The 13,989-nt window shown below is 44.0% G+C and carries 9 protein-coding genes and 1 pseudogene; 6 read left to right on the top strand and 4 right to left on the bottom strand.

The window, feature by feature from the left end; translation table 11 throughout:
* Positions 1–9: 9 nt before the first annotated feature.
* The gene (gene dgoD, locus NZD89_RS00545) at positions 10–1,128 is read left to right on the top strand and encodes a galactonate dehydratase (protein ID WP_268005937.1); all 1,119 of its coding nucleotides are present in this window, start codon (positions 10–12) and stop codon (positions 1,126–1,128) included.
* A 2,040-nt stretch (positions 1,129–3,168) separates the two neighbouring features.
* Here the strand turns inward: dgoD and NZD89_RS00540 are convergent.
* Together NZD89_RS00540 and NZD89_RS00535 are read right to left on the bottom strand one after the other, a co-directional pair.
* On the bottom strand, positions 3,169–4,311 hold the full coding sequence (locus NZD89_RS00540; RefSeq protein ID WP_268005936.1) for a Ger(x)C family spore germination protein: 1,143 nt from the start codon (positions 4,309–4,311) through the stop codon (positions 3,169–3,171).
* Positions 4,312–4,319: 8 nt separating this feature from the next.
* A complete protein-coding gene (locus tag NZD89_RS00535) occupies positions 4,320–5,921 on the bottom strand; it encodes a spore germination protein (RefSeq protein WP_268005935.1) in 1,602 nt (533 codons plus the stop codon).
* Between the two features lie 207 nt (positions 5,922–6,128).
* Between NZD89_RS00535 and NZD89_RS30220 the strand changes: the two are divergent.
* Together NZD89_RS30220 and NZD89_RS00530 are read left to right on the top strand one after the other, a co-directional pair.
* Positions 6,129–6,284 (top strand): annotated as a pseudogene (locus tag NZD89_RS30220) (DUF4046 domain-containing protein); the annotation flags it as partial.
* Complete coding sequence (locus tag NZD89_RS00530) at positions 6,267–6,770, top strand: DUF4046 domain-containing protein (RefSeq protein ID WP_488798540.1); 504 nt, start codon at positions 6,267–6,269, stop codon at positions 6,768–6,770. The pseudogene NZD89_RS30220 and the gene NZD89_RS00530, both read left to right, overlap by 18 nt.
* Positions 6,771–6,813: 43 nt before the next feature.
* On the opposite strand, the gene NZD89_RS00525 is transcribed toward NZD89_RS00530, so the two are convergent.
* Together NZD89_RS00525 and NZD89_RS00520 are read right to left on the bottom strand one after the other, a co-directional pair.
* Positions 6,814–7,926 carry a GerAB/ArcD/ProY family transporter gene (locus NZD89_RS00525; protein WP_268005934.1) on the bottom strand — a complete coding sequence of 371 codons (1,113 nt, stop codon included), beginning with the start codon at positions 7,924–7,926 and terminating at the stop codon, positions 6,814–6,816.
* Positions 7,927–8,001: 75 nt separating this feature from the next.
* Positions 8,002–9,042, bottom strand: a complete 1,041-nt coding sequence (locus tag NZD89_RS00520) for a DUF4046 domain-containing protein (protein ID WP_268005933.1) — start codon at positions 9,040–9,042, stop codon at positions 8,002–8,004.
* Between the two features lie 293 nt (positions 9,043–9,335).
* Between NZD89_RS00520 and NZD89_RS00515 the strand changes: the two genes are divergently transcribed.
* The 3 genes from NZD89_RS00515 to NZD89_RS00505 all read left to right on the top strand — a co-directional run bounded on the left by NZD89_RS00515 (position 9,336) and on the right by NZD89_RS00505 (position 13,831).
* The gene (locus NZD89_RS00515; RefSeq protein ID WP_268003913.1) at positions 9,336–10,787 is read left to right on the top strand and encodes a transposase; all 1,452 of its coding nucleotides are present in this window, start codon (positions 9,336–9,338) and stop codon (positions 10,785–10,787) included.
* Positions 10,788–11,119: 332 nt separating this feature from the next.
* On the top strand, positions 11,120–11,677 hold the full coding sequence (locus NZD89_RS00510; protein ID WP_268008351.1) for a recombinase family protein: 558 nt from the start codon (positions 11,120–11,122) through the stop codon (positions 11,675–11,677).
* Between the two features lie 66 nt (positions 11,678–11,743).
* The gene (locus NZD89_RS00505; RefSeq protein WP_268005932.1) at positions 11,744–13,831 is read left to right on the top strand and encodes a KAP family P-loop NTPase fold protein; all 2,088 of its coding nucleotides are present in this window, start codon (positions 11,744–11,746) and stop codon (positions 13,829–13,831) included.
* The last annotated feature ends 158 nt before the right edge of the window (positions 13,832–13,989 follow it).

Raw genomic sequence — 13,989 nt, 5'->3', positions numbered from 1 at the left:
GGGCAAATCATGAAAATTACGGATATCTCGATTCAACACATTCGGCCTCGTTCAGCCATTCTTAGTATGCACACAGATGAAGGCATCACAGGTTACGGAGAGTGCGTGCTTGAAGGCCGCGGAAGAACGGTCGAGAAGGCAGTACAAGAATTGACCGACTATCTAATCGGCAAGGATCCACGGCAAATCGAACACCACTGGCAAGCCATCTATCGCGGTACCTTTTACCACGGCGGCCCCGTGTTATGCAGTGCGTTGAGCGGCGTTGAACAGGCGATGTGGGACATTCTTGGCAAATCCCTGGGTGTACCAGTCTACACTTTACTGGGTGGTGCTGTCCGATCCCGAATTCGTATGTACCGCCACGTCCATGGCGAGACACTGGATGCGTTACGGTCCCAGTGCCACGAAGCCATCGAACAGGGATATACCATGGTCAAAACGGCGCTTCCGGAACCAGCGCGGATGATTGAAACGCCAGATTATATCCGACGCCAAGTGAGGTTTATGGAGACCATTCGCGAGGAAATTGGGTGGGGTATTGATTTCGCGATCGATTTTCACGGACGCGTGGCACCGGCTTTAGCCATTCGTCTAGCCAAGGAATTTGAACCCTTGCAACCAGTGTTTATTGAGGAGCCCTGCCTGTCACAGAATATCGACGCGATGGCAACCATCGCTCGATCAACCTCGATCCCTGTGGCGACTGGCGAGCGATTGTATACCAAATGGGGTTTTCGCGAGCTGCTCGAGAAACAAGCTGCTGCCGTGATTCAGCCGGACGTTTGTCACTGCGGCGGTATTTCCGAAGCGAAGAAAATTGCTGCCATGGCTGAAAGTTATTTTGTCTCCTTCGCCCCACACAACGCACTCAGTGGCATGAATCTCGCTGCCAGTTTGCAGGTAGTCGCCACTATTCCCAACTTTTTAGCTCAAGAACAAGTTCATCTTGGTGAAGGACTGTTCAAGCAACCATTTCAAGTTCGCGACGGTTATATCGAGTTACCGACGACACCTGGTCTTGGCGTAGACATTGATGAGGAGGCGATGAAGGAATTGATATACACCGGAGAACATCAGAATCCACTGTGGCTTCATGAAGATGACGGATCGGTAGCGGACTGGTAGGGGCAGGACGGCTCCGTGGTGCTGCGTGGATGGTCTGAGAACGAATATAAGCCAACTCGTCGAAATGGAAGGCGAGGTGGCTTATGTCTGTTCACTTACAGCCGTCACGAGAGAAGCGAGATGACGAAGCGGTGCCCATAACGTGGGGACGGGCCTTTTAGCTGAAATAAACCGGCACTACATAAGATTTTTCTGGCGATTCGAACCCCCGCACGACGCGGTTTAGGAATCGGTTGAGTCTAGATCCATGGAGTGCTGTGAAGTGGTGTTTTTCCTTGTGTTATAAGGGTTCTTGGCACACCTTATTCCACCACGTGTTACGTCATTTTAGGCCGTTATTGGACGTTTGTTAGAAGTATGTTAGAAGTCCGGTTAGAAAAAGTACGTGAAGTAAGACGTGGTTTTCAACAGAATTGCTTACGAACGAGAAGGGAACTCACTACGAAGCTGGTGCACGTAAGTTCTCTCCTCATTAAACCGAGTATTGTATAGACAGGCACAATGCAACATGTGCGCAGCCTCAGAGCCTTTTCATACGTGGAATGTACTCCCATAAGCGGTGTTCCAAGTTTCAGGGGGTAGTCCGTTATTCACAAGAACTCCTGTGTATATCTTATACACTTACCTACAACAACTCTGTGGATACTGTGTAAAAAGTAGAAAAATGGCGAGATATTTTTTACGAGGCACGCAATAGTCTGTGGATAAGTGTATGGGTAAAAGTGTTTGACCGACAACATGTTTCGCGTCTTCTCAAAACACTCCTGAAATAATCGCACTAGAAAAAGCCTCCATGTCCACTGTGACAGCTTTTTCTAAGGAATGTGGTATGATGCTTTAACTCATTAGAGAAACCAAATAAGTTCTCTATAGGAATCAAAAACAACCAATTAAATTTCCGATTTATCGTTTGATTAGAGCAATTAAGGCCATTTAAAGCGTCGGTAGGTAAAAGAACAGATGACTTTCTGAAAAGAGTATCTTACCAAGTTAAATACCCATTAGTCATTGCATACTTATTCGACAATGGTGTTGTACGCTCGTAACACTCGATACCTACATTTTTAGGTCGAATATGTTCTTCGACCCGATGCATAAATGGTCCACTCTTGTAATATTTCGTTACAGCCTTAAGATAGACCAAAATCGAACACCCGGCTTGCGAAACGAGACTTACATAATACTGGGTAGTCTTAGAAGTACCTTCATCAACGCAACTACACAAAACAGCCAAGGAGTCCTCACGATTGCCCGATTACGCCCACGTTGGTAGCCAAAACTCGACACGTCCGCGACGGCTATTCGAGACTACATCAAAATAGATGAATTTCAGGAAAGGGTCTTAAACCGATGGACTTGTCAATGTATTACGCCTACGTACATCTTCTCAAAAGTGCATTAGAGGTCTGGAAGTGATATATAATCATTAAAAGCACTCGTCCGTTCATGGAAAAGACGGCCGTCCCATAATGGTAGTAACCATGGAGTCCTTATGAAATTTTCTTGTTAGGCAAGCACAGTTCCCTTGTTTTACTAGTACTTCCGCGGACATTAGCGTGCTTCACAATATAAGAGAGAAGTCGCCGACTACGCTCTAGGTACTGGATACGCGTTTCAAGTTCACAGCAATATTTCTGAAGTTCCATATATTCAATGTGCAGATTCATGTGTTCTTTGCGGAGTGTGCAATGTTCTTGACTTAAGTTTGTGATAGACCGTTTGAGATTCGTAAATACAAATCCCATCCCCAGAGTCAACAAGCCAATTACCACATAAACAAACAACATTCTTCATCACTCCCGATTTGTTTGTTAACTACTATGACGTTACTGACACGCTGAGATTCCCTTGCTGTTGATATCATTTTCGTAGATTTGTGAGACTGATTCAACGGGTGTATTTTCGGAAGTTTTGACGAATACGCACGAATTAACGGTTCTTAGGTCTACGAAACGCTATTTTCGTCCCTTAGCCTGTATTTGGTCGTTTTGCTGTTGGGACTCCATATTCAACTTTATACGCTCGTTTGAAAGATGCTCCTTACGTCAGAGAGCCTTTGTGTAACAGAGTCACGTTCACCTGGATGTCGGGTTTGGCATGTGCAAAGGCCTCGGCCCATTGTTGCTGAACATAACGTTCCGTGGCCAAGTGATGTAACAACACATATTCCCCAAATCCGTACGCATCAAGTCGATTCTGTTGAAATCGTTGCAAGACACGTTCCGCTTCCTGTTGATCTTGGTTTGCCAATACCCTTTCGTAGCGGCGTATTTCTTGTTCCGTAAGTGGTTCTGAACCTTCGCTTTCATCTTGCGTAATGGTGCCAGTCACATGAATTTTTGCATGCAGGACTGGAATTTGACTTTGCATGGTGACCGATAGGTGACTACGACTCTGTATATTGCTCACTTGAAATGCCCGATCTTTGTCTTGGACCCACTGTGAAAATCGTTCAATCTTGTCATTGACCAGATTGAAATATACTGTATCCTTCGGTGAAAGTTCGAGGCTCGGACGCGTTTTATCAAATGCGATTAGGCCATACAACTTAATTCCACCGTCGGCAGCTCTGACGAGTCCGGTACGTGGTTTCATGCCTATTGCACGTAACTCCCGCCAAAATTCCCAAAGTCTTGTCCGGGTCGTGTATCCCTGCTGTTTGACCGTGGAACCTAAGAAACGCTCAATCATGTCCGAAGGGGCGGTAACACCCGTAGTGGACAAGATTTCCTTTGCAGATTGCGGGGTGACAAGAAGCCAAGCAAGTTTATCAGTGTTTACGATGCGGATTAGCTCCGAGACCACTCGTTGGACTTGATTTTGCGTCAGTTGACGATTCAAAATCACTGTCGAAAGGTTGGAAAGGTAAAACAAGTTTTCATATCTCGTTTGAGCGATTGAGATGGCCTCCTCAACGCCATGTGCTTGAATGGTGAAATTGCGGAAGATCGCAGTGGAACTGGCTTGACTTGAGCTCACTTCCGATTGTCCATCTCCTTTGCTTTGCCCTACATCGAAAACTGGAATTTGAAACGTGTATGATAGGTAACCGGGCTTGTCTTCTACAGGATCAACACCAATGCCAATGACTTGGGCTCGATCATTAATCTTTTCATAATCCCAGCACCCGGGCAAAAAGAGTAACAATAGACAAAGTGAACCGAGAATTAGTTTTTTTTTCAAAGACAATATCATCGTACGCGACCTCGACGTTGTTGGTTTGGCTTTTGGTATGCTTTGTCAAGTTGGGGATGGGGCACCGGGTTCTGATAGACGGTCGCTCCAGTGTCATCTTGAGGATGCAAGTGACTGGGACGTTTGTCGCGGAACCGTAGAGGTAGTTGAATAATACCGTCGAGGAATAAATCTCGAAAATGTTCTCCACTATACGGGTCCAAATATGAAATACCAAACGACTTTAAGCTACTCACTTCGTACAGCAGCCAAATGGATGTCAGTAAGATGCCATACAGTCCTAGAAAGCTGGCGCTCATAATCATGCCCCAACTACCAAGACGCACGATGGTCGCAAACTCGTAATTCGGGCTAACGAAAACGCTTACTGCTGTTAGTGAAACGACGATAATTAGAATGTTACTGACCAACCCTGCCTGAACCGAGGCTTCACCCACTACTAGACCCCCGACAATACCAATGGTTTGCCCCATTTGCTTTGGCATACGAAGTGTCGCCTCGCGTAAAATTTCCACAACGGTCTGCATAATGAAAACCTCCATGACTGCTGGAAAGGGAACGCCTGTGCGAGACCTGGCAATCTGTATTCCAAGTACTTTGGGTAGAAGTTCTGGATTGAAATCCACAAACGAAATGTATAACGCCGGTAGGTATAAAGCGAAAATGAAGGATACTATACGTAACCAGCGAATAAACGTGGTCTCATAAAAACTCCGGCTGAAGTCTTCCTCCGTTTGGAAGAAGTCTTGTAGTGTTGCCGGGACCATGATAATCGTTGGATCCCCGTCGACGAGTATGGCAATCTTCCCTTGGTTAATTTCTTTAATTGTGCTGTCGACACGCTGCATCGTACGTGTTAGCGGGAACGGTGTCCATGTATGTTCGACAATCCGTCCTTCAATTTCATATCCTTGAACGATGACATCGGCATGAATCGCCTTGATTCGTTTCAGCACCGTTTCCACCGCTACCGGGTTGGCAACATCCCCAATATATACAATCGCAACTTCTCTTCGACTTCGATATCCGACTTTCAATTGTTTAACATGTAACGTGGCTGTCTTAATTCCTTGCCGAATAAGACCCAAATTGATGTCAATGTTTTCAACAAAACTGATCTGCGACCCACGAACCGACGACTCTACAACTGGTCGTTCCGGGGCGCGGTGTTCCACGGATTTTGCACTTATGACAATCGCGGGTGAAACGCCCTCAATCATGAGTACTAAGTGTCCGGATGAGATGGCTTCTCTTAATTCAAACAAATTTTTCATAAACGTGACGCCGACGCTAGGTAGTACCTTTTTACTCAAGTACTGCGCTAAGTTATTTTGTGTGCGCTTTGGGTAGGGATACTCATGAAGCGATCGCAGAGTTTCTTGAACGACTTTTTTATCACAAATCGTGTTAATGAACAGACAGGCCGCAGAGCGTCCAGCAACATTGATACTACGTACTGTGTAATCGTCGCTGACGCCGAGGGATGGTGCGAAATAGTCAAGTGCTTTATTTAACTGCCCATCGTAATGCGGAGCATTACGGTAGTCTGGAACGTGGGGCTCTACTCTTCTTTGTGTTGGTTTCTGCTTTTTGAACAATGGAAATCAACCGCCAATCAGTTGAATTTAGGATTATGTGTATATCATAACCATATAGTGTGTGATTATGCTCGGATGGATCGAACTGGGGAGATGAAAGTGACGGAGAAAGAAAAGGTCATTCAAATTTATCAGGACGTGTTAGATGGCAGGAGAAGTCGATTTCCAAACTACTTTTTTGTCGGAGATTAGGACAAGAAGTACTTAGCTTATATCACACGTTATTTAATTGAAGACTACTTGGGCATTCCACTCGAGGAAATCCCCCGTTGCGTGAGCGCAGAAATACTATGGAATTATCGTTTACGTCCACCGGCAATGACCCATGGTTGGAACTTTATTCAGGTGATTCAAAACGCTTACCCAGGCATATTTGAGCCATGGGCGTTCAAACAAGTTTCAAATGGGTATTGCCAACGTGACGAGGGACAACAGAGGGCTCTTGATGCGATTCGGTATGTGATTGAAGAGAAATGCAGGATCCCGCACAAGGAGATTCCCCTCCGGATTACGAACCACTTTTTTAAGCAACATGGGTTGCGCGGTGTATTTAATCGATTGGGAGAGTCACCTTACCGCATCATTGATATGGTCTATCCTGGTCAATTTAAACCATGGGAATTTTCCACCGTGCCGATGAACTTCTGGCGGGACCCAGACCATGTTAAACAAGCTATGGATTGGCTTCTTTTTGAAAGGATCGGATTTTCCTCTTACCATGAGGCTGTAAAAAAGCTAACACTAAGGTACTTCTTTCAGCATCGATGTACTGGCCTTCTTCAAAGAGCTTTTGATGGAAAGTTACAGAAAGTGAAGGAATGGATCCTCGAACAACAAACGGGGATATAAACTGAGCACTCATATGCAGGTCCTTAGGGTTCGTTAACTCGGTCTATTCCCTTCTCTGACTTGGCACAGGTTCCGTCTTTAGGCCACGCAGTTTCGCGGTCATCCATTGTATAAGAGGTATGCCAGGCACTACGACCCAACTCAATGGAACCAAGTATTTATCGAGGAACTGAAAGCCTTGTTGTTCATTTCGGAACGAACAAGCGACTATCATGGTAAGAACGACCACGGGCGAAATAAACCATTTGTATTTGTCATCCGACATATTGAAGATTCGCGCAGTCAGTGTTGACAGCCCCCATATCGCGTTACTAACAAACAACACCGTAAAAGCCGTGGCAAGAATAATGATAAGAATTCCCACTCGTTCAACCGGCGAGCCCGTCAAGCGTAGTAATTGAATGGCAAATGGAAGTGAGAAAGAGATGTCTTTTGTGGCTTCCCACCCCAAGTTTAAGATCACCGCAAGAGATACGATTACAATTATAACTCCTCCAGCGATAGCGCTGATGATGGGATACCAAACCGATTGCCGCTTTTTATGTTGGTAATAGGGGTTCAGCATGAGGACGATATTAAACCCAAAGTACAGTGGATACAGATAATAAATACCGTTAATGGTGTTCGTCCAACTGGTCACTGTATGTGGAATCCACAAGCGATGTGCTTGAAATAGGAGAACCAGGAAAATGAAAACTATGCCAAGCCAAGTAAATGGGTGTACGATGCTGGCAACACGTGCTAAGGGCTCAATCCCGAGCCAAGCTCCCCTAGCCGCAACAAGACACAGTGTAACAACCAATATCCATGATGGTGTATTTGGTAAGAAACTGTTTAACACGGTAACGAAAAAGAAAATGCACAAAGCAATGAAACTGAGATAAACTGGGAAGTACAACACATCCACTGCGGTACCGATCCATTTTCCCCAAACCACCCTGCTTATGTCTGCTCCCGTGGCGTTTGGAAATCGCTCATTATTCAGAGCTATTACCCAGCCAGTTATTACCCCTACAATAACCACTCCGAGGACCGCCCATAAGGCATCTAAACCTGCATGATCTACAGCAATGCGAGGGAAGAACCAGAATGTCAATGGCAAGTAACTGGTGGATGAAAGTGCAATTACTTGAAACCAAGATAAGTATTGCTTCACGCCGACTACCCCTTCTCATGGACATCACAGATCTGTCTAATGGTGCAATATTTGCCCTTGTATCTAGTACTATTTTTAATTCACTTTATCGAGAGTAGCTCTTTTTGCACCTTGGAGGATTTCTGTTGTAAACTGCCCAGGATAAATGAGGTTCAGCGCTTTGGAGACCGAGCCATGAAATAGTTGCTTGAGCATGTTATCCAACCCGTAATGTCTAAAAGTTTGTCGGGATACTCGATATGGGATTTCATGAAATTCCAGATTTAATTTCTCGAATAATAGCCATTCCATGGCCTCTCTCGCGTGAGTAAGTCCTTCTGAACCACCCCAATACCCGTTTCCCACAGAAGGGAATTGCCAGCATTTAAATATTCCAGGATAAGCCGCTTCTATGGCTTGATATGGGGAACCGGAAAAAACGTCTTTCAGCATCGTTTCAATTCCATTTTGTTTGAAGTGCAAAGATCGAACGCTCGATGGGATCGCTTCGACGGGGATCCTTAGTTTCTCCTCGATCAACCATTTGGTTGCTGTAATGGCATGTATTCGCCCATTCTCGCCCTTCCAATATCCGTTGGGAACCTGATGAATTTCCCATGGGTGGAATGGACCGAATCCCGCATCTTGAATCGCCGCCCAGGGGGAGCCGCGGTATATTTTGTTAACCACGCTGCCCAATTTGTAGTCGATAAATGTCTTGATAGTAATTTTATGTAAGTCCTTTAACGTATAATTTAATTTGTCCACAACCATCCATCTGACTGCTTTCCGCGCCATATCTCTTCCCGTTTCGCCTACAAATACATGTTTCCTTGCCTTAATCAATTCCCAGGGCTGAAACTCCCCCGGATAAGCGTTTTCAACCACTTTAAATATAGAGTTCTGAAAATAGGTTTTTAACATACCGGCTAGTCGGTATTCTGCAAGAAGCTCGCGACAAATGCCACAGCAAATATCCTCATGGTTCCAATGCTCTTTCTCCTGTAGTACATATCGCGTGATAATCCTCGCGTTACGTTTGCCTTCATCACCGGCAAAAAAATATGGAGAAAACCCATCTATTCGATGACAAAGGATGTTCTCATACAGATGAATGATTGGATGTTCATAGTTCATAGTTGGTTTCTCCTAAGAAAGTACTTTATATGAGACATTATGTACGAGACTGGTCGGATGTATTCTTAATCCACATTTTACAAAACAGATATACAAAACATGACCTATGCAGTTGTTGTATGAATTAGGAATTTCGAAAACAAGAAAAGACTTGACAAATCAAAAACACCGCAATAATCGCCGAGAAGGTACTGGTTACCTACCTCTTAGTGATTCGGGTGTTGTGCGTGGCGAATTTATGCAAACCAAAGTTCAAAGTTTTATCGTCGTTCAGTCAGGTCGGTGGGATACCGTTGCTTTGTACCCTGTGGGAGCGTTTTGACCTCTCTCTGCTACTATCTCAATCCGGCATTTTCAAAGTTCGCGGTGTGGCGACCTGGGTCCTTGCTTTCCTTTACGTGGTCGGATTAATTAACCGTTCTCCCTCGGTGAATGCATTGTCGTCGTTTTATAACCAAGACGGTCTACTGCAACAGACACTCGGCGCGAAGAAGATATCGCAATCCGCACTCAGTCGGTTTCTGACCGGGTTTTCCGGTTGGGATGTATTCAACAATAAGCGTACTGAAAGGCTTCAGGATGACACAGACACTGCACTAACAAATGGCGATGTTCTGGCCTTGGACGACACGCATGCACCACACCCATATGCGAAGAAAATCCCCTTTCTCTATTGGCTTTACGACAGTTCCAGCAAAACCTACACATGGGCCATGAACATCGTCGCATTACACGCTGTTCGCCGAAACGGTGTTGAGTACCCATGGTCCTATTCCATCTGGAAGAAACCAGAATCGGAGACAGCTAAAGAGTCTTCAAAACTAGACTTGGCATGGCGCATGCTTCAGGATGTTCGCAAACAAGTATCGTGTCGATTGTGGGTTGTTATGGACCGTTGGTACTTCAGCAAACCATTCTTGCGTCAGTGCGAGTCTGCCAATTTCGATTGGATCACGAAGGCGAAACGCAATACGAAGCTGTTCCGTCGACTCATTGAACCGGGCACCGGGCGTGAACGATTTGTTCCCATACAGCCCATAGATTTGATTCGTGAAGTCTATCCGCGCTTGAAGATGCAACCCAAGGCGAAAGTTGCTTCTGTAGTCTGTCAGGATATCTACATACAGATGCCGGCAGAAAAACGCAATCGTAAAGGACAAATGATCATAAAAATGAAGTACACACCCATTGCTGCAGTGGTTGGCTGGCGGGTTAAGGAGGAGTCTAAGGATACCGAGCGAAGCAGGATCGACACAACCGACGAATCAGACCACGAACCCGCGGCCGACTACAAGGGTGCATATCTGCTGATGAGTAATCGTCACGACGTTCCACAGGAAGTGCTTGGGGCATGGCTACGCCGCTGGAATATTGAAATCCTGTTTCGTACAGCCAAGCAAGAGTTGGGTATGTTGAACTGCCATTCACAAAACGAGAACCACATTCATGCACACCTGACGCTGCTATTCACGGCGGAAACTCTCATTCGGTATCTGCTTTGGGCACAACGAAAAACAGCGGGCAAAGAGGATTGCACCCACGGCCAAGTGATCCGCAATCTAATTTGCATCCGCTGCCACACACGTCGAGTCCATAGTAGAAATAAACCAGACTCGATTACACTCGATCTTGACACAGTCGCAAAGGATTTTGCAAGACTGATTCGTAGACTTTGGCCACCCAATCTAGAAATCGGGTGGTTCTGTCCCTTTTCAACCAACCAATTGTTGGGGACAACTGCATAGGTCATGTACAAAATGAAAACCTTACAAATCCTAATTCCCGTACATTACTCTCGGTATCGTATCATTTCGAGGAAATTATACGTTTAGTTTGGCACCAATCCAACACACCCTCTGACCTTAAACTCTTCCTCTTAAATAACCTCCATGAATTCGTACTATCACCCGTTCAGAAAGTCTTCGTTTATGATACAACCTTCCTCATCTTCAACAATGCTGTAGGATTAGGATAAATCACGAAAAAAACTCATATCAAAATCAAAATTCCATTACTTCTAAATATCTTGAGTTATGAGATGATATGCTAAGTGATTCCAGTAGAATGGATGATAATTATGTTGATAGGTTACGCTCGTGTCTCCACTCAAGACCAGCACTTGGATTTACAACGCGATGCACTTAAGCAAGTCGGTTGTGAACGTATTTATCAGGATGTTGCCAGTGGTGCTAAATCCGAAAGAAAAGGTTTGGAGGAAGCACTGAAATACCTTCGTGAGGGAGATACACTGGTTGTTTGGAAACTGGACCGGTTAGGGCGTTCATTAAAGCACCTAATTGAAATTGTAACTCAATTACACAGTCGAGGTATTGGATTTAGAAGCGTTCAAGAAAGCATTGATACAACTACACCTGGAGGAAAACTGATATTTCACGTATTCGGGGCGTTGGCCGAGTTTGAACGTGAGATTATTCGTGAACGTACTAATGCTGGTTTAACAGCTGCACGGTCAAGGGGAAGACTCGGTGGACGACCACGAGTTATGGATGATAAAAAAATCCTAATGGCTAAAACACTTCTCGATGACCCCAAAAATTCGATTGATGATGTATGTAAGATGCTTAACGTATCAAGACCAACTTTATATAGATACATTAAATCCAGTAAGCTGTGAAATAAAAATGTACGACAAGGGATGCACTCAGACATCCAAAAAAGAAAGAGGATTGAACATACGACGATGGAGCATTTGTTATTAGATGTATTTAGTGCAGACACTTCAATCAAGAACCCAGAATTAGACAAACTCGATTACGCTACGTACGCTAAACATGTTGCAGAATCGATTGTTTCAAATGCACCTGGTGAGGGTATTGTATTTGCTGTGAATGGAAAATGGGGAACTGGAAAATCTACATTTTTGGAATTCATTAAGACTAACGTAAAAGCTGCCGAAACCGCGCCTATAATCATAGAATTTAATCCTTGGTGGTTTTCCGATAAGGACAGCTTAATTAGAGGCTTCTTTGACACCTTTAGCGATGAACTTTCTAAGGAAACGGACTGTCCGTGGAGACTAATAGAAGACTTAAAAGTACTTTGTAATCTTATAACCTCAATAAAACTTCCCAGTTGGTATGGACGAATAGCTAGTGTTTTGAATTGGACTTTGTCACAGTTCCGTAATGACGTACCAACATTGAAGAGCCAAATTAAAAACGCTATACAGAGATATAATAAGAAATTTTTAATCGTAATGGACGACTTAGATCGGTTAACCTCGGATGAAGTTATCGAAGTGATTCGTCTTATTAAGGCGATCGCTGACTTTCCAAATGTAATGTATTTGTTAGCATTCGATAAGGAAGAAGCGAGCAAAGCTATCGGGCACCGTTTGAATATAGATGGGCACACGTATCTGGAGAAAATTATACAGGTCCCCATTGATTTGCCGGTCCTAATGTCCGACGATTTAAGCAATATGTTTATTAGCTCCCTTCAAGCCTTTCTGAGCCGGATGCCAAGTGTAAATTTCTCCAACGAACGGTGGAATGATATTTATCACCAAGGGATTCGAAATCTCATAACCAAACCTAGAGACATCTCACGGATAATGAATGCTCTCCGTGTGAACTACCCTCCAATAATGAATGAAGTTGATCTAGTTGATTTTATATTCATCGAAGTGATTCGACTTCTATACCCTTCTCTGTATGAAGTCCTTCGAAATAATCCGAACAGATTCACTGGAATAGAGGAAGGTCACAATAAACAAAGTGCGCAGGTATTTCACGAAGAATGGTTAAAAAAATTCGAAGAGGACAAAAAGGAAATCCTCAGAAGTGTTATGGAGCTTGTTTTTCCAAGGTTACGTTCCGTTTGGTCCAACTATGTGTATTCGGACCAAGATGAGGTTCAATGGAGAAAGGACCTCCGTATTTGTTCTATGGAACATTATCCGATTTACTTCAAATTTGGTGTACCAACTAATCAAATTAGTAATGAGGAAATACGTACCCTATTGGCTTTCACGGATTCGATTGAATTCGAACAAGCGCTGCTCAAAATGTCGGAAGGTGTCATGCCTGATCGAACACCGCGTATCCGAAAGGTTCTCATTAAATTTGAAGACTACGTTAGCGATATACCTCAACAAAAGTTGCCTATGATCATAAAGATTCTGCTTAATCTAAGTAACGAGTTCATAACCCGTGATAACCAACAAGCTGGGTTCGCTGTAATTACGAGCGAATACCTTGTACCTCGATTGATATGGCGTTTAATCAAAGAGTTTGAGGGTGACAGAGAGAAATTGTTATACGAAGGATTCGGATTAACTACTTCATTGTACGTAATGTTTTCAATAATCGACCGCATAGTTGAAGAGGAACAAAAAGAACTAAACTGGTTCCTCAACACTATGGGCTTAAGGGGTATTGTTTCTCGCAAAATCGATGAATTGGCCCAATCAGGAACATTAATTTGTCAGAGGCGGCTACCATACATCTTGAATCGGTGGGAGAAAATATCGGACATTAACGAACCGATAAATTGGGTTTTAGGATGGATAGAGGATGACAGAAATTTGCTCTCATTCCTCATGCATTTCATTACTCCAGTGAGCTCCCAAACGCTCGGTAGTGTCAATGTACATATGAGTAAGAGTATTGATTTAAAAGCAATAAATCATTACATAAGTTTGGAACTTATTATCACGAGGTTGAATACAATTTCTAAAGATGAAAGATTAACGCAAGATGAAATAGAGGTAATCAAGTTGTTTAATTCTTCTCTGAGTCTTTCACAGGAATCCGTTATCTCTACGTGATCACGGAAAATAAAGTTATATACCGAAAAATAAAGTCGTGTACTGGAAAATAGAGTTGTATACTGGCGGCAACAACTCGCTACGAAAATCCGTCAGGCAGATGCGGGGTTATAGGATGCGGCTATATATAAAATTCGAATAAGTATGCATTCTCGGAG

This window comes from Alicyclobacillus fastidiosus (assembly GCF_026651875.1).
Classification (GTDB): domain Bacteria; phylum Bacillota; class Bacilli; order Alicyclobacillales; family Alicyclobacillaceae; genus Alicyclobacillus; species Alicyclobacillus fastidiosus.
The sequence above is the reverse complement of the archived record's forward strand: the minus strand, read 5'-3'. Positions and strand labels throughout refer to the sequence as shown.